Origin of the sequence: Reyranella sp. (assembly GCF_044224635.1) — a bacterium.
GTDB lineage: Bacteria > Pseudomonadota > Alphaproteobacteria > Reyranellales > Reyranellaceae > Reyranella.
In genome coordinates, this window is record NZ_JBGAKA010000003.1 from 107,192 (window position 1) to 125,610 (window position 18,419).

The 18,419-nt window shown below is 66.3% G+C and carries 19 protein-coding genes; 8 read left to right on the top strand and 11 right to left on the bottom strand.

Annotated features, from left to right (window positions below; all coding sequences use genetic code 11):
- Nucleotides 1-149: 149 nt before the first annotated feature.
- From ACILR9_RS04090 to ACILR9_RS04100, 3 genes are read left to right on the top strand one after another with little or no spacing between them, the layout of a single operon-like run.
- Entirely contained in the window at nt 150-1,385 is a 1,236-nt protein-coding gene (locus tag ACILR9_RS04090) for an acyl-CoA dehydrogenase (protein WP_395708623.1), read from the top strand.
- A gap of 51 nt (nt 1,386-1,436) precedes the next feature.
- Nucleotides 1,437-2,135 carry a sulfite exporter TauE/SafE family protein gene (locus ACILR9_RS04095; protein WP_395708792.1) on the top strand — a complete coding sequence of 233 codons (699 nt, stop codon included), beginning with the start codon at nt 1,437-1,439 and terminating at the stop codon, nt 2,133-2,135.
- Nucleotides 2,132-2,998, top strand: a complete 867-nt coding sequence (locus tag ACILR9_RS04100) for a c-type cytochrome (RefSeq protein ID WP_395708624.1) — start codon at nt 2,132-2,134, stop codon at nt 2,996-2,998. Before ACILR9_RS04095 ends, ACILR9_RS04100 begins: the two co-directional genes overlap by 4 nt.
- Nucleotides 2,999-3,190: 192 nt before the next feature.
- Here ACILR9_RS04100 and ACILR9_RS04105 read toward each other — a convergent pair whose 3' ends face one another.
- The 9 genes from ACILR9_RS04105 to ACILR9_RS04145 all read right to left on the bottom strand — a co-directional run bounded on the left by ACILR9_RS04105 (nt 3,191) and on the right by ACILR9_RS04145 (nt 10,388).
- Complete coding sequence (locus ACILR9_RS04105; protein WP_395708625.1) at nt 3,191-4,189, bottom strand: glutathione S-transferase family protein; 999 nt, start codon at nt 4,187-4,189, stop codon at nt 3,191-3,193.
- 12 nt (nt 4,190-4,201) lie between these two features.
- Complete coding sequence (gene corA / locus ACILR9_RS04110) at nt 4,202-5,269, bottom strand: magnesium/cobalt transporter CorA (protein ID WP_395708626.1); 1,068 nt, start codon at nt 5,267-5,269, stop codon at nt 4,202-4,204.
- Between the two features lie 22 nt (nt 5,270-5,291).
- On the bottom strand, nt 5,292-5,576 hold the full coding sequence (locus tag ACILR9_RS04115; RefSeq protein WP_395708627.1) for a putative quinol monooxygenase: 285 nt from the start codon (nt 5,574-5,576) through the stop codon (nt 5,292-5,294).
- An 86-nt stretch (nt 5,577-5,662) separates the two neighbouring features.
- Nucleotides 5,663-6,139, bottom strand: a complete 477-nt coding sequence (locus ACILR9_RS04120) for a MaoC family dehydratase (protein ID WP_395708793.1) — start codon at nt 6,137-6,139, stop codon at nt 5,663-5,665.
- Between the two features lie 115 nt (nt 6,140-6,254).
- A complete protein-coding gene (locus ACILR9_RS04125; protein ID WP_395708628.1) occupies nt 6,255-6,401 on the bottom strand; it encodes a hypothetical protein in 147 nt (48 codons plus the stop codon).
- Nucleotides 6,398-7,084, bottom strand: a complete 687-nt coding sequence (locus ACILR9_RS04130) for a glutathione S-transferase N-terminal domain-containing protein (protein WP_395708629.1) — start codon at nt 7,082-7,084, stop codon at nt 6,398-6,400. Before ACILR9_RS04130 ends, ACILR9_RS04125 begins: the two co-directional genes overlap by 4 nt.
- A gap of 7 nt (nt 7,085-7,091) precedes the next feature.
- Nucleotides 7,092-7,973, bottom strand: a complete 882-nt coding sequence (gene mmsB / locus ACILR9_RS04135; RefSeq protein WP_395708630.1) for a 3-hydroxyisobutyrate dehydrogenase — start codon at nt 7,971-7,973, stop codon at nt 7,092-7,094.
- A gap of 179 nt (nt 7,974-8,152) precedes the next feature.
- A complete protein-coding gene (locus tag ACILR9_RS04140) occupies nt 8,153-9,220 on the bottom strand; it encodes an enoyl-CoA hydratase/isomerase family protein (protein ID WP_395708631.1) in 1,068 nt (355 codons plus the stop codon).
- 28 nt (nt 9,221-9,248) lie between these two features.
- Nucleotides 9,249-10,388 (bottom strand): acyl-CoA dehydrogenase family protein, encoded by a 1,140-nt coding sequence (locus ACILR9_RS04145; RefSeq protein ID WP_395708632.1) that lies wholly within the window; start codon nt 10,386-10,388, stop codon nt 9,249-9,251.
- Between the two features lie 116 nt (nt 10,389-10,504).
- Between ACILR9_RS04145 and hemB the strand changes: the two genes are divergently transcribed.
- Nucleotides 10,505-11,518: a porphobilinogen synthase gene (gene hemB, locus ACILR9_RS04150; protein WP_395708633.1), complete on the top strand. Its 1,014-nt coding sequence runs from the start codon at nt 10,505-10,507 to the stop codon at nt 11,516-11,518.
- A gap of 16 nt (nt 11,519-11,534) precedes the next feature.
- On the top strand, nt 11,535-12,023 hold the full coding sequence (locus ACILR9_RS04155; protein WP_395708634.1) for an NUDIX hydrolase: 489 nt from the start codon (nt 11,535-11,537) through the stop codon (nt 12,021-12,023).
- Between the two features lie 244 nt (nt 12,024-12,267).
- On the opposite strand, the gene ACILR9_RS04160 is transcribed toward ACILR9_RS04155, so the two are convergent.
- Together ACILR9_RS04160 and ACILR9_RS04165 are read right to left on the bottom strand one after the other, a co-directional pair.
- The gene (locus tag ACILR9_RS04160) at nt 12,268-12,411 is read right to left on the bottom strand and encodes a hypothetical protein (RefSeq protein ID WP_395708635.1); all 144 of its coding nucleotides are present in this window, start codon (nt 12,409-12,411) and stop codon (nt 12,268-12,270) included.
- Nucleotides 12,404-13,423: a YheT family hydrolase gene (locus tag ACILR9_RS04165; RefSeq protein ID WP_395708636.1), complete on the bottom strand. Its 1,020-nt coding sequence runs from the start codon at nt 13,421-13,423 to the stop codon at nt 12,404-12,406. Before ACILR9_RS04165 ends, ACILR9_RS04160 begins: the two co-directional genes overlap by 8 nt.
- 304 nt (nt 13,424-13,727) lie before the next feature.
- Between ACILR9_RS04165 and ACILR9_RS04170 the strand changes: the two genes are divergently transcribed.
- From ACILR9_RS04170 to ACILR9_RS04180, 3 genes are read left to right on the top strand one after another with little or no spacing between them, the layout of a single operon-like run.
- Nucleotides 13,728-14,591, top strand: coding sequence for a DMT family transporter (locus tag ACILR9_RS04170; RefSeq protein ID WP_395708637.1), 864 nt, complete (start codon nt 13,728-13,730; stop codon nt 14,589-14,591).
- 11 nt (nt 14,592-14,602) lie between these two features.
- Nucleotides 14,603-15,766 (top strand): CaiB/BaiF CoA transferase family protein, encoded by a 1,164-nt coding sequence (locus tag ACILR9_RS04175; RefSeq protein WP_395708638.1) that lies wholly within the window; start codon nt 14,603-14,605, stop codon nt 15,764-15,766.
- 11 nt (nt 15,767-15,777) lie between these two features.
- The gene (locus tag ACILR9_RS04180) at nt 15,778-18,213 is read left to right on the top strand and encodes a penicillin acylase family protein (protein ID WP_395708639.1); all 2,436 of its coding nucleotides are present in this window, start codon (nt 15,778-15,780) and stop codon (nt 18,211-18,213) included.
- Nucleotides 18,214-18,419: the final 206 nt, after the last annotated feature.

Consider the following 18,419-nt stretch of genomic DNA (forward strand, 5'->3'; position numbering starts at 1 on the left):
AGGGGTCATGAGCCTCAGTCCTGCGGCTCATGACCCCTCCGTCGCCGTAAGACGGCGACACCTCCCCAGCGGAGCTGGGGAGGAAAGCTGAGGCTTTGCCGCCGCCTGCCGACCCTGTTAAGACGCCGCGGAGACAGCCAGGAGAACCCATGTCCGTTGCCGCCATCCCGATCAGAAGCGCCGCCAAGGGCGTCAGCGCCGACGCCAAGCCGTTCGACTGGGAGGACCCGTTCTTCCTCGACGACCAGCTCACCGAGGATGAGATCGCGATCCGCGACGCGGCGCGCGACTACTGCCAGGAAAAGCTGATGACGCGCGTTCTCGAGGCCAACCGGCACGAGAAGTTCCATCGCGAGATCATGAACGAGATGGGCGCGCTCGGCCTGCTCGGCTCGACCCTTCCCGAGAAATACGGCTGCGCCGGCGCCAACTACACGAGCTACGGGCTGGTGGCGCGCGAGGTCGAACGGGTCGATTCGGGCTACCGCTCGGCGATGAGCGTGCAGTCCTCGCTGGTCATGCATCCGATCTACGCCTACGGCACGGAAGAGCAGCGCATGAAGTACCTGCCCAGGCTCGCGACTGGCGAGTGGGTCGGCTGCTTCGGCCTCACCGAGCCCGACCACGGCTCCGACCCGGGTGGCATGAAGACGCGCGCCGTCACCGTGCCCGGCGGCTTCCACCTCTCGGGCTCGAAGATGTGGATCACCAACTCGCCGATCGCCGACGTGCTGGTGGTATGGGCAAAGCTCGATGGCGGCGCCATCCGCGGCTTCATCCTCGAGCGCGGCTGGAAGGGCATCGAGACGCCCAAGATCGAGGGCAAGTTCAGCCTGCGCGCCTCGGCCACCGGCGCCATCATGCTCGACGAGGTGTTCGTCCCGGCCGAGAACCTGATGCCCAACGTCGCCGGCCTCGGCGGGCCGTTCGGCTGCCTCAACAACGCCCGCTACGGCATCGCCTGGGGCGCCATGGGGGCGGCCGAGTTCTGTTGGAAGCAGGCGCGCAACTACACGCTCGGGCGCAAGCAGTTCGGCCGGCCGCTCGCCGCCAACCAGCTGATCCAGAAGAAGCTCGCCGACATGCAGACCGAGATCGCGCTCGGCCTGCAGGCATGCCTCAGGGTCGGCCGGCTCAAGGACCAGGGCCATGCCCAGCCGGAGATGATCTCCCTGGTCAAGCGCAACAATTGCGGCAAGGCGCTCGACATCGCCCGCGTCGCCCGCGACATGCACGGCGGCAACGGCGTGTCGGACGAATACCACGTGATCCGCCATGTCATGAACCTCGAAGCGGTCAACACCTACGAGGGCACGCACGACGTCCACGCGCTGATCCTGGGCCGCGCCATGACCGGCATCCAGGCCTTCTCCGCCGGCGCCTAGGAACCGGACCTGCCAACCGCCGGCGACATCGCGATCGTCGTCACCGGCGCCCTGGTCGGCGGCTTCGTCAACGGCCTCACCGGCACCGGTTACGCGCTGATCTCGCTGGGGTTCTGGCTGCAGGCCATGCCGCCATCGACGGCGGCGCCGCTGGTCGCCCTGTGCTCCGTGTGCGGCCACGCCCAAGCCTTGCCGTCGATCTGGCGCGGCGTGCGCTGGCCGCGCCTGTGGCCGTTCCTTCTGGCCGGCCTGATCGGCGTTCCGCTGGGGACGCTATTGCTCGAGCATGTCCACGTCCAGCCGCTCAAGGTCGGGCTCGGCCTGTTCCTGATCCTGTACAGCGCCTGGATGGCGTTCGTCCGCTATCCGCCACGAGTGCGCCGCGGCGGCCGTCTCGCTGACGCCGCAGTGGGCCTCACCGGCGGCGTGATGGGCGGCATGGCGAGCCTCAGCGGGCCGGCACCGATCATCTGGGTGCAGTTGCGCGGCTGGGGCAAGGACGAGCAGCGCGGCGTCCTGCAACCCTACAACATGACGATCCTGTTCACCGCGCTGGTGTCGGCCGGCGTGGCCGGTTTTCTCGACCGCTCCTATCTCATCTGGGCAGCCATCTCGGTGCCCGTCAGCCTTACCGGCACGCGTCTCGGCCTGCTGCTCTATCGCCGCGTGAACGATGCCGCCTTCCGCCGCCTCGTGCTAATATTGCTTACCTTATCGGGGGTGACACTGATCGCTTCGGCACTGCGATGACGTCGGCTCGATCGCTGTTCGCGCTCGTGTTCGTAGCGGTCTGTGGGCTCATCGCCGCGACCGGCATCGCGCTCCGCCCTGCCCCTCCGTTGGCCGGCCCTGGCAGCGCGCCGCGGACGCCGCCGACGGCTTGGCCCGACTACCGTGTCGGCGGCGCAGGCTTCGTCACGCCCGCCATGCCCGACGGCGATCTGATCGCCTACGGCTACCGCCTGATCGCCGAAACCTATGCCGTGATCGGCCCCGAGGTCGGCGACTCGGCGCTGCGCTTCGCCGGCAACAATCTCGCCTGCAGGAACTGCCACCTCGACGTCGGCACCAACCGGGCGGCCATGCCGCTGGTGGGCATTGTCCGGACATTTCCGAAATTCTCGGATCGCGACCAGCGCGTCATCTCCCTTGTCGAGCGCATCAATGAATGCATGACGCGCTCAATGAACGGCCACAGGCTGCCCGACGAGTCGCGCGAGATGAACGGGTTCCTGGCTTTCCTGCGCTACATCGGCGAACCCGAGCCTCTCCATGCCCCGCCTGCTCCGGAGGCACCGCTGCCGCCCGATGCCGCGCGCGGTGCCGAGGTCTATACGAACGTGTGCGCCGCCTGTCACGGCCCCGACGGCCTCGGCAAGCGCAATGGCGCGGTCGGCGATGCGCTGGGCTACACCTTTCCGCCACTGTGGGGACCCGATTCGTTCAACGATGGCGCCGGAATGGATCGCTATGTCCGGATCGTCGGCTTCGTCCGCCGCAACATGCCGCGCGGCGTCGACCCGCAACATCCGGTGCTGAGCCTGCAGCAGGCCTGGGACGTCTCCGCCTACGTCATCGCCCGACCGAGACCACACCACGACATGGCGCGGTGAATGCCGCTGTCATGCGTCGCTGCGCTCGGGATGACAGAGTCGCTTCACTTCGGCCTTGCGACGTACATCGTCCCGAGCTCGTCGACCGGATGGTGCACTTTCTCAATCAAGAATCCTACCCGGCCAGCGGCCTCTCGAAAATAGGTCTCGGCGAAGCCAAGCGCGTTTCCGCCAAAAGCTACCAGAAGTCATTCATTCTGCCAGATACTTCAGGCAGCCGGTCTGCTCGAGGATCGCCGTCAGGCCGGGCACCGCAGCAGCGGCCTTGTACTTGCGTCGGATCTCGGCTAGCGATCGCGCATGATACTTCTGCGGCGTCTGCGACCATCCCGTGTCGCCCAGGCTCGTCTCGAAGGTATTGTCGTCGCGGGCGATCGCTGCTTCGTTCGCCGCCGACCATGGCAGGAACAGGCCGCCGACTTCCTTCTGGAGCAGCGGCACCAAGGTCGGCGCCAGCGCATCCCACGGCTCGAACGGACCCTGTGCGGCCGGGGACACCATGCGCTGCACCCAGGCCATTACGCTGGGCGATGAGGCGCGCATGACGGCACCCGGCGTGGGGTCGGTGGCGGCCTCGTAGAGCTGGCCCCACAGGCCGAGATCGGCCATCGCCGGCCGGCCGCCGAGGAGGTACGGCCGCTTTGCCAGATGCGCCTCGAGCAGGACGAGCACCTGCTTGAATGACGCTTCGATCGTCGGTCGGGTCTTGTCGCTGGAGCCGACGAATCCCAACCGCCCGGTCATGCGCTCGGCGACGGCAGTGCGCGCCTCGGCGACGGCGAGCGGGCCCTTGGCACCCATCATTTGCAGGGCAATGCGCTCGGCCGTCGCCCAGGCATCGGCCTGGTAGAACCAGCGATAGTGGAACATCCACTTATTGCCCCACTCGTCGCCGTACTCCTCGAGCAGGGCCGACAGGAAGGCGAGCGTGGGGTCCACCGGCACGATCGACGGATCGGGATGGCGTGCCTCGAGCTGCTCGATGATCGGTGTCGAATCCTGGATGCCGACCCCGTCCGGCGTCACCACCAAAGGCACCAGCGGTAGCTTGGCGTATTTCTGGAACTCGCCCTGCACGGCGGGCGATCGTGGGATCCATTGGTGCGGCAGGCCCTTGTAGCGGAAATACGAGCGCACCTTCACCGAGTAGGGCGACAGCTCGGATCCGAAGATGCGGAAATCGGACGACATCAAGGCTTTCCTTCAAATCCAGCGTTTGCGCTTCAGCCAGATGAACAGGGATATGACGATCAGCACCACCATGACCCAGAAGAAGGCGTAGCCGTACTTCCAGCCGAGCTCCGGCATGTTGCCCTTGTCGGTCTCGAAGTTCATGCCGTAGATGCCGGCAAGGAAGCTCAGCGGCATGAAGAACACGGTGATGATGGCCATCGTCTTCATCACCTCGCTCATGCGATTGGACGCATGCATGAGGTAGACTTCCATCAGGCCATTGGTCATTTCGCGATAGCTTTCGACCAGCTCGAGCACGGCCAGCGCGTGGTCGAAGCAGTCGCGCAGGTAGGTCCGCGTCTCGGGCATGATGAACGGCACGTCGGGCCGCATCACGGCCAGCACCGTCTCGCGCTCGGCCCACTGGATGCGATGAAACGCGACCAGCGCCCGCCGCGCGCGATGGATGCGGTTCAGCGTGTCGCTCGTCGGATGCTCCAGTGCCTCGTCCTCAAGCTCCTCGAGATGGCTCGACATGGCTTCGATCAGGGGAAACTTGCGATCGACGACCAGGTCGATCAGCGCGTAGACGAGATAGTCGATGCCGAACAGGCGAAGCCGCGATCCTGCCGTCTGCACACGGTCCCGCACCGGCTTGAAGATATCCATCTTGTGATCGTGGAAGGAGATCACGTAGTTCTCGCCGAAGAAGATGCTGACCTGGCGGGGATGAAGCTCGCCGTCCTCGTAGACCGGATCGTTCAGCACGATGAAGCCCTGACCCTCGTAGACGTCGAGCTTGCTGCGTTGATGGGCGTGGAAGACGTCCTCGAGCGCCAGCGGATGCAGGTTGAAGGCCATGCCGAGGTCGCGCAGCATGTCCGAGCTCGGCCGCCCGGCGACGTCGATCCAGGTCCGTCCCGGCGTGCCGAGATGGAAGCGGCATTCGTCGACCTCGACGCCGTGCAGCACCTGGACGTCGTCAGCCGTATACTCGACCAGCGTGAAGTCGAGCGCTTCGTCGGGAACAGGCGCGCGCCCGGCGAGCGTGCCGGGGGCCGTGCCGGGCTTGGTGTGGCGATGGAAGAAACCGTCCATGTCCCGAACACCCTGCCGGAGATCAGACTTCGGTCATCACCTGGACGTCGGGTCGGCCGGCGAGGTAGTCGCCGAGCTTGCGTCCGAGCTCCTTGAAATGCGGTGCGGCTCGATGGGCGTCCAGTGCTGCCTGGTCATCGTAGCGCTCCAGCATGACGTAGACGTTGGCGTCGGCCGTCTTGTGCAGGGCGTAGAGCTTGTTGCCCGGTTCGTCGGCATGAACCCTGGCCTGCAGGGCCTTCATCGTCGCCTCGAAATCGGTATTGGTGCCCGGCTTGATGGTGAGCTTGGCGATCACTCCCAGCATGTCATCCTCACTTCGTTCCGTGTGCAGGGCGCGACCGATCGTTCATAGGCCGCGTCGATGATGGTTTCGTCGACCGGGCACCTCTGTCACGCTGGCCGCCGCTTGAGCAAGTACTTGTGCTCGCCGTCGCTCACCAGCTCGCCCTTCTGATTGTGAATGGTGAGCTTCATGACGACGACGCCGGTGGTGCGGCCGGGCTTCACCTCGCTCACTTCCAGCATGGGATAGAGCGTGTCGCCGCAATAGACCGGCTTCAGGAACCGCGAGGATTGCTCGAGAAAGCCGATCAGGGCGTCGCCGATGACATGGGGGAAAATGCCGCCGCCCGCGGCCCCCTGGACGGCGACTTGCAGACCATGCGCAAGCAGATCGCGATGCCCCCGCGCCCGGCAATATTCCCGATCGTAGTGGATCGGATGGTTATCGCCGCTGGCCAGCTGGAACGCCGCGAACAGCGCCTCGGTCTGGGTACGGGAGTTGATGTAGAACTTGTCGCCGACCTTGATGTCCTCGAACCAGTGAGTCGGTCCGAAGCGGTGGTCGGCAGGCTTGAATTCGGTCACGTCGGCCACGCGGTCTCCCTCGGCTGGCCCGGCACCATAGACCCCTCCCTGCGACGAAGGAAACAGGTCGCCAAGCCGGTCGAGCGTCGGCGCGAGATGGTCCGGCGACGTGTCGTCACGCGGCGGCAGGCCGATGCGATTTCAAGAGGTAGCGGCGTCGCCAGGCGAGGCCGGCCTCGGCGGAACCGGCGACGTCGTTCCACAAGCTCCACGAATCGAGCAGCACCGTCAGCAGATCGAAGACGACGGCGTCATATCTCACGCGGACTTCGCCGTGCGGCCCATGCCGTCATACAGGTCCAGCATGCGTTCACGCCACGGATGGATCGGATCATCCGGCTCCAGCAGGACCAGTGGGCTTGCGATATGCGCCCACAGGAACGACCCGGCCAAGGCGTAGTCCGGATAGGCCGGTTTCTCGCCGGCAAGGAAGGCCTGCTCTTTCAGGACGCGGCGGGCCGGCTCGAGGGTGACGCGGAAGGCGGCGACGCCTTTCTCGCGCGCCGTCTTCTGGAAGCCGGAGAAATCCGTGGTTCCGAGGCGCTTGCCACGCGACTCCCTGAAGTAGGCCTGATCGACCGGCCGCACGCGGTCGTAGAGGTCGCCAACAAGGATCGGAAACAGCGCCGGCTGGACGACCGAATCCACCCACCCGGCAACGAAGCGGGCATGGGACAAGGCGGTTTCGTCGGCGAACAACGAATTGCTCGGATAGGCCTCGTCGAGATGTCGGGCGATCGCCCAGCTATCCTTCACCACCTTGGCGCCGTCATGGAGCACCGGCACGGTCTGCGACTGGGCGAAGGCGATCTTCTCCTTCTCGGTGAAACCCATGGGCTCGTCGCGCCATGCGAGCCCTTTGTGCTTCAGGACGAACTTGGTGCGCCAGCAGAACGGGCTGGGTCGGCGATCGCCGTCCACCGCCAGGTCATACAACGTGATCATGGCTGTCTCACTTCCCGTCGAGCATGCGGATGATGCCGGAGAAATCCTTGGCCGCATGGCCGCTGTTGACGAACAGGTTGAAGAGCTGCGCCGCCCCTGCCCCCATCGGCGTGCTGGCGCCGACCGCATTCGCCGCCTGCTGCGCCAGCAGCAGGTCCTTCAGCATCATCGCCGCGGTGAAACCCGCCTGGTAATCGCGATTGGCCGGCGACGTCGGAACAGGCCCGGGCACCGGGCAGTAGTTGGTGAGCGACCAGCACTGGCCGGACGACGTCGACGCCACGTCGAACAGCTTCTGGGCGTCGAGGCCGAGCCGCTTGGCCAGCATGAACCCCTCGCTGACGGCGATCATCGAGACGCCGAGGATCATGTTGTTGCAGATCTTGGCCGCCTGGCCGTTGCCGCTGGCGCCGGCGTGCACGATGTTGCGGCCCATCTTCTCGAGGATCGGCTTGGCCTTGGCGAATGCCTGATCGCCGCCGCCGACCATGAAGGTGAGCGTGCCTGCCGTCGCACCGCCGACACCACCCGAGACCGGCGCGTCGATCATCTCGAAGCCCGCCTTCTCGGCCAGCGCCCCGACATGGCGCGCGCTGTCGACATCGATCGTCGAGCAGTCGATCAGCAGCGCCCCCTTGGCGGCGTTGGGCAGCACGTCCTTCTCGTAGACCTCGCGCACATGCTTGCCCGCCGGCAGCATGGTGACGACCACCTCGGCCTCCTTTACCGCCTCGGCTGCCGACCCGGCCTTCCGCGCGCCGTGGCCGACCGCCGCCTCGACCGCCGCGGCCGACAGGTCGAAGGCCGTCACCTGGTGCTGCGCCTTGACCAGATTGGCGGCCATCGGACCACCCATGTTGCCGAGCCCGATGAATGCAATCTTCGCCATGGGATCCTCCCCGTTCAGGTCATCTCGATCTTAGCTCCTCCCCAGCTCCGCTGGGGAGATGTCGCCGTCATACGGCGACGGAGGGGTCATGCGCTGGGAGCGCGCCACTCCTGTGGCGCTCTTTTTGTCGACCACGCATCCCATGAGCGCCACAGGAGTGGCGCGGTCCCGGCTATGACTCACTCGAAGAACAAATCGTTGGCGACCGGCTGGAAATGCGCCTCGACCATGGCTGGGGTCACCGCATCGATGGTCGGCGGGGTCCATTTCGGCTTCTGGTCCTTGTCGACCAGGAGGGCGCGCACGCCTTCGAAGAAATCATGGTCGGGCCGCATACAGGACTGGGCCATACGATACTCGATGGTCATCGTGTCCTCGAATGAGCGATTGGCACAGCGCCTGAGCTGCTCCAGCGTGATCGCCATCGACAACGGCGACAGCTTCAGGAGTGCGGCGAGCTGCTTCTGTGCCCACTCGCCCGGCTGCTTCTTCAGCTTGGCCTCGATCTCGCCGACCGACTCGGCCGAGAAGCAGCGGTCGATCTCCGGCATCAGGGCCGGCAGGGTCGGCAGGCCGGGATCGCTTGCGTAGCCTGCGATCACCTTGTCGGCCTTGCGATTGGCATCGGGGCCGGAAAGGTCTGCCACACCCAAGGCGCCCAGCAGTTCTCCCATCCTGGCGCTTGGGACGTGCGCGTCGACGATGCCCGCCCACACCGCATCGGCTGCCTTCAGCCGATAGCTGGTGAGCGCCAGGAAGGTCCCCAGTGCGCCCGGCAGCCGCGTCAGGAAATAACCACCGCCGACATCGGGGAACAGGCCGATCGTGGTTTCCGGCATGGCGAACAGGAACTTCTCGCTCGCCACCGAATGCGAGCCGTGCACCGACAGGCCGACGCCGCCGCCCATGTCGATGCCGTCGATCAGGGAGATCCACGGCTTGGCGAAGCGATAGATGCGGCGGTTGACGATGTACTCGTCGCGGAAGAAGTCGCGGCGCAGCGTGCCCGAAGGATTGTCGCGCATCTCGCGGTAGAGGCCGATGACGTCGCCGCCGGCGCAGAACGCCCGATCGCCGGCACCGCGCAGCACCACGGCCTTGATCGATGGGTCCGCCTCCCAGCCCGGCAGGACCTTCTCCATCTCCAGGATCATGCCATGGGTCAGGGCATTCAGCGCCTTGGGCCGGTTGAGCGTGATCAGGCCCAGCCCCTCCTTCACCTCGAATAGAATCTCCGCCTCAGACATTCACTCTCCGTCACTGTCTTCGCCGGCATCATCCCGTCAGCAGCCGGCGCGAGATGATCACGCGCATGATCTCGTTGGTGCCTTCGAGGATCTGATGCACGCGAAGGTCGCGCAGATAGCGCTCGATGGGAAAGTCCTTCAAGTAGCCGTATCCGCCATGCAGTTGCAGCGCCTCGTTGACGACGCGGAAGCCGACGTCTGTGGCGAAGCGCTTGCCCATCGCGGCGGCCTGGGTCGCCTCGGGCGACTTGGCATCGAGCAGGCTCGCCGCCCGCCAGATCAGCAGGCGCGCCGCGTCGAGCTCGGTCGCCATGTCGGCAAGCTTGAACTGGGTCGCCTGGAAGTCGGCGATCGGCTTGCCGAACTGCTTGCGCTCGACGACATAGCGCGACGCCGTTTCGAGGCAGGCGCGGGCGCCGCCGAGCGAGCAGGCGCCGATATTGATGCGCCCGCCATCGAGGCCGGCCATGGCGATCTTGAAACCGTGCCCTTCGGGACCCAGCCGGTTGGCGATCGGCACCCTGCAGTTCTCGAAGATCACCGCCGCGGTCGGCTGGCTGTTCCAGCCGAGCTTCTGCTCCTGCTTGCCGAAGGAGAGGCCTGGCGTGCCGTTCTCGACCACCAGGGTGGAGATGCCGCCTGCCCCCTTGCCGCCGGTGCGCAGCATGACGACGTAGATGTCGCTGCGTCCGCCGCCCGAGATGAACGCCTTGGTGCCATTCACGACATAGTGGTCGCCCGCCAGCTCGGCCCGCGTGGCGAGGCCCGCGGCATCCGAGCCGGCGCCCGGCTCGGTCAGGCAGTAGCTGGCGAAATGCTCCATCGAGCAGAGCTTCGGCAGGAAGCGCCGGCGCTGCTGGTCGTCGCCGAAGCCGTCGATCATCCAGGCGGCCATGTTGTGGATCGAGATGTAGGCTGCCGTGCTCGGGCAGGCGGCCGCCAGCTCCTCCATGATCAGCGCCGCATCAAGGCGCGAAAGACCACTGCCGCCGACGTCGTCACGGACATAGATGCCGCCGAAGCCCAGCGCCGCGGCTTCGCGCAAGGCCGCTTCGGGAAAGGTCTTCTCGGCATCCCACGTGGCGGCGTCGGGCAGCATGCGCTCGGTCGCAAATTGCCGCGCCGTATCGCGGAACGCGCGTTGATCCTGGGAGAGCTCGAAATCCATCGGCCGCGGATCATATCGGGGGGTCCGGGCCAGTCAAACAAGCTGGAAGTCGAACAAGCCGGAAGTCAAACAAGTCGCATTGCCGCTATGCGAGGTTCGCGCCATAAAGTCACGCCATGTCGAGCCGCTTCACCACCCTGGGTCGCTATCCCGGCACCCGCCTCCGCCGCAATCGCCGGCAGGACTGGTCGCGCCGCCTCGTCGCCGAGACCCGCCTGTCCGTCGACGACCTGATCTGGCCGGTGTTCGTCCAGGAGGGCGGGAACAGTCGCACGCCGGTTTCCTCGATGCCGGGCGTCGATCGGCTGTCGATAGACCTGTTCGTCGAAGCCGCCAAGCAGGCGCGTGACCTCGGCATCCCGGCGGTGGCGATCTTTCCCGAAACCGATCCCGCGGCGAAGACGCCCGATGCCCGCGAGGCCTACAATCCGGACAATCTGGTTTGCCGGGCCATCCGTGCGGTCAAGAAGGAGGTCGCGGGCATCGGCATCGTCTGCGACGTGGCGCTCGACCCCTTCAACAGCGACGGCCATGACGGCATCGTGCGCGACGGCTACGTTCAGAACGACGAGTCGCTCGACGCCCTGGTGAAGCAGGCGATCGTGCAGACCGAGGCCGGTGCCGACGTCCAGGCGCCATCGGACATGATGGACGGCCGCATCGGCGCCATCCGCAAGGCGCTCGACGACAAGGGCTTCATCCACGCCCAGATCATGTCCTATGCCGCCAAGTACGCATCGGCCTTCTACAATCCGTTCCGCGATGCCATCGGCAGCTCGGGCGCGCTGAAGGGCGACAAGAAGACCTACCAGATGGATCCGGCCAACTCCGACGAGGCCTTGCGCGAGGTCGGCTTCGACATCGAGGAAGGCGCCGACATGGTCATGGTGAAGCCGGGCCTGCCCTATCTCGACATCGTGCGGCGCGTGAAGGACGCCTTCGGCGTGCCCACCTACGCCTATCAGGTGAGCGGCGAGTACGCGATGCTGCGCGGCGCTGCCGAGCGCGGCTGGCTCGACTGGAACAAGGTGCTGATCGAGACCCTGACCGGCTTCAAGCGCGCCGGCTGCGACGGCATCCTGACGTATGGTGCGGTGGACGCGGCTCGCCTTCTCGCCGCCCACAAGTGATCGAGTGCCTCTTGCAATGATCGAACGACCTTCGGCGCGGCTGATCCTGCTCGATCCGCAGGATCGCCTCTTCCTGTTCAACGTCCACGACCCCGGCGTCTACGATCCGGCCAATCCCTACTTCGATCCGTTCTGGGTGATGATCGGCGGCTTCGTCGATCCCGGCGAGGAATTCGCCGACGCGGCCGTTCGCGAGGCGCAAGAGGAGACCAGGCTGCCGGTGATCGACACACCGCGCTGGGTGTGGGCCCGCGAGCGCCGCATGAGCTGGCGCGGCAAGGACGTGCTGCACAAAGAGCGGTTCTTCCTGGCGCGCACCGATCGCACCGAGGTCGACACGTCCGGCCTCGACGAGCGCGAGCGCAGCTGGACGCGCGGCCATCGCTGGTGGCACGTGGAAGACATCGCCGAGTCCTCGGAGCGGTTCGAGCCAATGGACCTGGGAACGAGACTCCGGTCGCTCCTGCGCAATGGCCTGCCGGCAGAGCCGATCGTGCTCGCATAATTCTTCGGCACTCCTGGTACCGCCGTACTAGCCGACTGGAATACCAACCTCGGTCAGGCTTCCTGGAGACGTGCATCAAGGCCTCCCTTCAGCGCGCCTTCGAGGACATGGCACGGCAAAAGCTCGACGCTGCCATGATCAGCCCAGAAGGCGATTTCTTGGCGCATCGCACCTTGCTCTTCGAGCTCGCCGGGGCCGACGAGCTGATCGACTGAGGCTGCGCGAGCCGGCGAAGGGGGGTACCTCAGCGCCCGTCGCGCTTGTCCCGCTCTTGCTTGCGCTCCTCGTGCTCGGCGGAGGCACTGCGGTAAGCGCGCCAGGCGAGCACGAGGGCGACCAGAGAGGCGGCGACGCCGAGGATCTGCACGAGCGATGGAAGTTCAGTCATGGTCGAAGAACCTTGCCACGGCCAGATCGCTCCACGGTTGCAGGCTGTCCGTGCCATGGAAACCGACATGGCCACCTTGGGCGGGCAGCAGCGGCACGAGCGAAGGATTGCCGGCCCAAGCATACGCGCGATAGAGGGCGCCGGGAATCCAGGGATCGTCGAGTGACGCGAGAACGAGGGTGGGAATCCTGATGCCGGCCATGAAGCGCGTCGGCCGGCAGCGTTCGTAGTAGTCCTCAGCGCTGGCGAAGCCGTAGCGCGGGGCAATGAAAACGTGGTCGTAATCCCAGACGGTGCGCGCGCCGAAAATTGCGCTTCTCTCCGCCGCCGAGACGACTGCGCCCTCGCCGGTCGCCTCGGCCTTCATCGTGTCAAGGATGTGGCGGTGATAGACGCGATTGCGTGGTCGCAGCATGTTGCGACAGGTGGCGGCGAGATCGATCGGCGCGCAAATGCTGGCGGCGGCCGTCAACGGCGTGCCACTCCCCTCCTCACCGAGATACTTCAGCAGCATCGCGCCGCCCAGGGAGTAGCCGACGGCCATCAGCCCGTCGCACACGAGGTCGCGGGGCAACACCGATAGCAGTGTGCGAAAATCCTGGCTGCGTCCGGCGTAGTAGTGCTGGCTGCAAAGTGATCGTGACGGCCCGGCGCCACGCAGATTGAGCCGCAGCACGCGGCGGCCGCGATCGAGCAGCAGGCGGGCCAGGGTGAAGAGATAGAGACTGTCCTCGGCGCCCGTCAGACCGTGGATCAGAATGATCAGCGGGCTTCCGGGTATCGGCGCGGCGGGCCGGTCGAGGCTGGCGAGAAGCGTATCGCCGGTGCCGTCCGGCAAAGGGAAGCAGAGCCGCTCGCTGGTATGGGGAGCCAACGAGGTCGGGACGCGGCGCAGCCGGTTGGCGATGGTCTGGAGATCACCGCTCCACCAGGGAAAACGCGGCCGAAAGGGCGGCAGGTCGAGGGTCATGTCCGGCAGCGGCAAGGTCCCTCGCTGCGCCGCAGATGACAAGCCATTCTCCTCCCCAACTCTGTTGGGGAGGTATCGCCGTCTTCGGCAACGGAGGGATCATGAGCAGCGGGACTGAGGCTCATGACCCCTCCGCCCCGCATGACGGGGCACCTCCCCAGCGAAGCTGGGGAGGAGAATGAAAGCCGCGCCCATATGCGGATGCCCTGCCCCTAAGAGGGGGACGGATCTGAGATTAGTCCGCTCCGTAGCAGCTCCGCTGGGGAGGAGCATGAACCGAGCATAAGATTTATTCAGGATCATCCCCGTTGCTTTCGCGCGGCTGCGCACCGCAATGCTTGGCCGAATGAACCTGGCAGCAAGCTCCCTCATCGGCGTGGCGTTCGCCGTGATCGCGGCGACCATCTTCAGCACGGCGGGCGTCATCGTGCGCCGCATCGACCTGCCGGCATGGGACATCTCGTTCTGGCGGTCGGCATTCCTGGTGACGACCATGCTTCCCCTGCTCGTCTGGCAGCGGCATGGCATCCTGATCGACGTGCGCAATGCGGGCTTGGCGCTGGTGCTGAGCGCGGTCCTGCTGGCCGGTGCCTTCGTCTCCTTCATCCTCGCCCTCGGCCTGGCGCCGGTCGCCAACGTGCTGCTGATGTTCGGCGCCACACCCTTCATCACCGCCCTGCTCGCGCGTGCCGTCCTCGGTGAGCCTGTGCACGGTCATACGATGGTCACGATGGCGGTGGCGACCCTGGGACTGTCGCTGAGCGTCGTCGGCTCCCTGGAGGCGGGCTCGCTTGCTGGCATGGCCGTGGCCTTCATCGTCGTGCTGTGCATGAGCGGCAACTACGTCGTCGTCCGCCATCGCCGCGACGTCGGCATGGCCCCGGCGATCTGGCTGGCCGGCCTGATCTCCGGCCTCGTGGCGCTGCCGTTCGCCGAGCCGGGCAATGTTGCCTGGTCGCAGATTCCCTGGCTCCTGATGCTGAGTCCCGGCCAGCTGGTCGGCGGCCTGCTGCTCTACATGGCGAGCCTGAAGCGCATCCCGGCCGGCCGCGCCGCCCTGCTCGGCCTGCTCGAGCTGGTGCTGGGGCCGGTCTGGGTATGGCTGTTCGACGGCGAAAAGCCGGACGACCTGACGTTGCTGGGTGGCAGCATCGTGATCGGGGCGGCTGCGGCGAATGTCTGGCTGGATTCGCGGCGACCCACTGGATAAGAAATTCACCCATGACCCAAGCAGCCAAAGCCGCCGGCCCGCTCGCCGGCATCACCGTCGTCGACCTGTCCCGCATCCTGGCCGGCCCCTACTGCACCCTGCTGATGGCCGAGATGGGGGCCCGGGTGATCAAGGTCGAGCCGCCCAAGGGCGGCGACGATGCGCGCGCCTACGGACCGTTCGTCAACGGCAAGTCGACCTACTTCGCCTCGGTCAACCGCGGCAAGGAGAGCATTGCCCTCGACCTCAAGGCCGATGCCGACCGGGCGATCTTCGAGAAGCTCCTGGAGAAGGCCGACGTGGTCGTCGAGAACTTCCGCCCCGGCACTATGGAGAAGCTGGGCTACGGCTGGGAGACCCTGCACAAGAAATACCCCAGGCTGATCTATGCCTCGGCGTCGGGCTTCGGACACACCGGCCCCAACTCCAAGGACCCCGCCTACGACATGGTGATGCAGGGCATGGGCGGCATCATGAGCATCACCGGTAACGAGGGCCAGCCGCCGTCGCGCGTCGGCATGTCGATCGGCGACATCGGCGCCGGGCTTTACACCGCCGTCGCGGTCAACGCCGCCCTGGTCCATCGCCTCAAGACCGGCGAAGCGACCAAGGTCGATATCGGCATGTTCGACTGCCAGCTCGCGCTGCTCGAGAACGCCATCATGCGCTACACGGTCGAGGGCGAGATCCCCGGCCCGCTGGGCGCCCGTCATCCGACGATCACGCCCTTCCAGGCGTTCCGCACCTCCGACGGCGCCATCATCATTGCGGCCGGCAACGACGGCCTGTTCGTCAAGATCTGCGAAGCACTCGGCCGCCCTGATATGGCCACCGATCCCCATTACAAGTCCAACGCGTTGCGCCAGAAGCATCACGGTAGGCTCGAGCACGAGATGGAATCGGTCCTCAAGCATCACACCACCGCCCATTGGATCGCCGTGGTCTCCAAGGCGGGCGTGCCGTGCGGGCCGATCAACAACATCAAGCAGGCGATCGAGCATCCGCAGGTGGCCGCCCGCAACATGCTGGTCGAGGTTCCCGACGGTAGCGGCGGCACGCTGAAGCTGGCCGGCAATCCGCTCAAGATGTCGGCCTTCGACGATCCCAGGACGCGGCGCCCGGCGCCCGATCTCGATCACGATCGCGCGGCAATCCTGGCCTTCATCGGCGGTTAGGGAGCTCCTTCATGCTTGCCCGCCTGGGCGTCGGCCTGGCGAAGTTCCTGGCTGGCAGCGTATTGGCCATCCTGGTCTTCCTGGCTGGCGCGTATTTCCAGGTGCGTGGCGCCCTGCCGTCATATGACGGGCATGTCGAGGTCCACGGCCTCAAGGCGCCGGTCGAGATCCTGCGCGACAAGAACGCCGTGCCGCACATCATCGCCGGCTCGATCGAGGATGCCGCCTTCGGCCTGGGGTATGCCCATGCGCAGGACCGCTTCTGGCAGATGGAGCTGATGCGGCGACTCGGGCAAGGTCGTTTGTCGGAGATCGTGCCGTCCCAGCTCGTCGGCTCCGCGCTGATCGAGACCGACAGCACGATGCGCGGGCTGGGCATCTATCGCAAAGCGGGCGAGAGCCTGAATGCGCTGTCGCCCGCCATGCGCGGCATCGTCGAAGGTTACGCTGCCGGCGTGAACGCCTGGCTGGCCGACGACGACCAGCAGTTCGGGCTCGAGCTCACCCTCCTCAAGCTGCTGTCGGGCGGCAGCTATCGGCCCGAGCCGTGGCAGCCGGCCGATTCGCTGGTGTGGGCCAAGCTGATGGCGCTCGGGCTCGACGGCAACTGGCGGGCCGAGCTCCTGCGTCTGCGCCTCGCGCGCCGGATCGGCGAGGACGGCGTGAAATTCCTGATCGAGGCACCGGGCGACAATCGCGACGCCACGCTGTCGATGGTGAGCCAGGCCGTGAAGTCGCTCGACCTCGACCGGCTCTACCGCGAGACCGACAACATCGCCACGCACAAACGCATGGCGTCGAACGAGTGGGTGCTGTCGGGCGCGCATTCGGTCTCGGGCAAGCCGCTGCTCGCCAACGACCCGCATCTCGGCCTCACCTTTCCCGGCACCTGGTACCTGGCGCGCCTGCTCGGGCCGGGCTTCGACATCCGCGGAGCCACCTCGCCCGGCTCTCCCGCCGTCGTGCTGGGTCACAACGGATCGATCGGCTGGGGCTTCACGACGACCAATCTCGACAGCCAGGACATTTTCGTCGAGCGCATCGATCCGACCGACCCCAACCGCTACATCACCCCCGACGGTCCGCGACCCTTCGGCGTCCGCGAGGAGACCATCAAGGTCGCCTGGGGCGAGTCCGTGACCCTGCGCATTCGCGAGACGCGGCATGGTCCGGTCATCGACGACTTCATCCGCCGCGACAGCCAGGTCTCGCCGCAGGGCCACGTGCTCGCCCTGCAGGCGACGGCCCTCGATGGTGCCGATACCTCCGCCGAGGGTTTTGGCCGGATCGGGCTGGCGCACAATTGGGAGGAGTTCCTGGCTGCGACCCGCCGGATCATCTCGCCCATGCAGAACATCGTCTATGCCGACACGGCCGGGAACATCGGCCTGGTCGCGCCGGCGCGTGTGCCGATCCGCCGCAAGGGCGACGGCTCCATCCCGGTTCCGGGCTGGACCGCCGAATATGACTGGGCAGGCTTCGTGCCGTTCGACGAGCTGCCCCGGGTCTACAACCCGTCGGGCGGCATCATCGTCAACGCCAATGCGCGGCTGGTGCCTGACGATTATCGGCACTTCATCACGCGCGATTGGGCGGAACCGTACCGCCAGCGCCGCGCCCACCAGCTTCTGCGCGAGGTCGAGCGCCATCCGGTCTACGGCATGATCGTCATGCAGGCCGACAATCTCACGATCGAGGCGGCGGACATCCTGCCGATGCTGCTCAAGGGGGCGCCGCGAAGCCCGCGCGCCGCCCGGGTGCACGACATGCTGGGCCGCTGGAACCATTTCATGCTGGCGAGCCGCCCCGAGCCCTTGATCTACCAGGCGTGGCTGTGGGAGCTGCAGCGCGGGTTGCTGGCCGACGAGCTGGGCGACGAGCTCTTCCCGGCACTTGCCACGCCCGATGTTCCCTTGATGATGCGCATCCTGCGCGACAAGCCGGGCTGGTGCGACGACGGCGGAACGCGCGAGGCCGAGACCTGCGAGGACGCGATTGCGCTCGCGCTCGATCGTGCGCTGGACTGGATCACCCGGCGGCAAGGCCCCGACATGACCAAATGGCAATGGGGCGAGGAGCATCGCGCCGCCCACCGCCATTCCCTGTTCGACGGCGTGCCGTTGCTGCGCGACCTCGCCTCGGTGCGCTTTCCATCCGATGGCGGGCCGCAGACCCTGAACCGCGCCCAACCATCGTTCCGCGGCGCCCGCCCCTTTGACTCGGTGCACGGCGCCGGCTACCGCGGCGTCTACGATTTCAGCGATCTCGACAACAGCCGCTTCGCCATGCCGCTCGGCCAGTCCGGCAACATGCTCTCGCCCTGGGCGCGCAACTTCGTGGGGCGCTGGCAGAGCCTGTCCTACATCGAGATCGCCGGCACCCGCGCCGAGGTCGGGCACACCGCCGTCGGCCGCACCAACCTGTCGCCGGCTCCGGCGAAGCCGTAGGTGTCCAGAGCGCATTTCTTGCCATCCTGAGCGTAGCGAAGGATCTCATCGCCAGAGGTTTCAAAGCACCCTTGTGGCAGACGGCGATGAGATCCTTCGCTACGCTCAGGATGACAAGAGAGGCCTCGCGCCCGTCCCCAGTCCTTGGCCTCGAAATCGATTGTGCGCTACGATCGTCGCAGCAGGAGCAGTGCACCAGCTCAAGA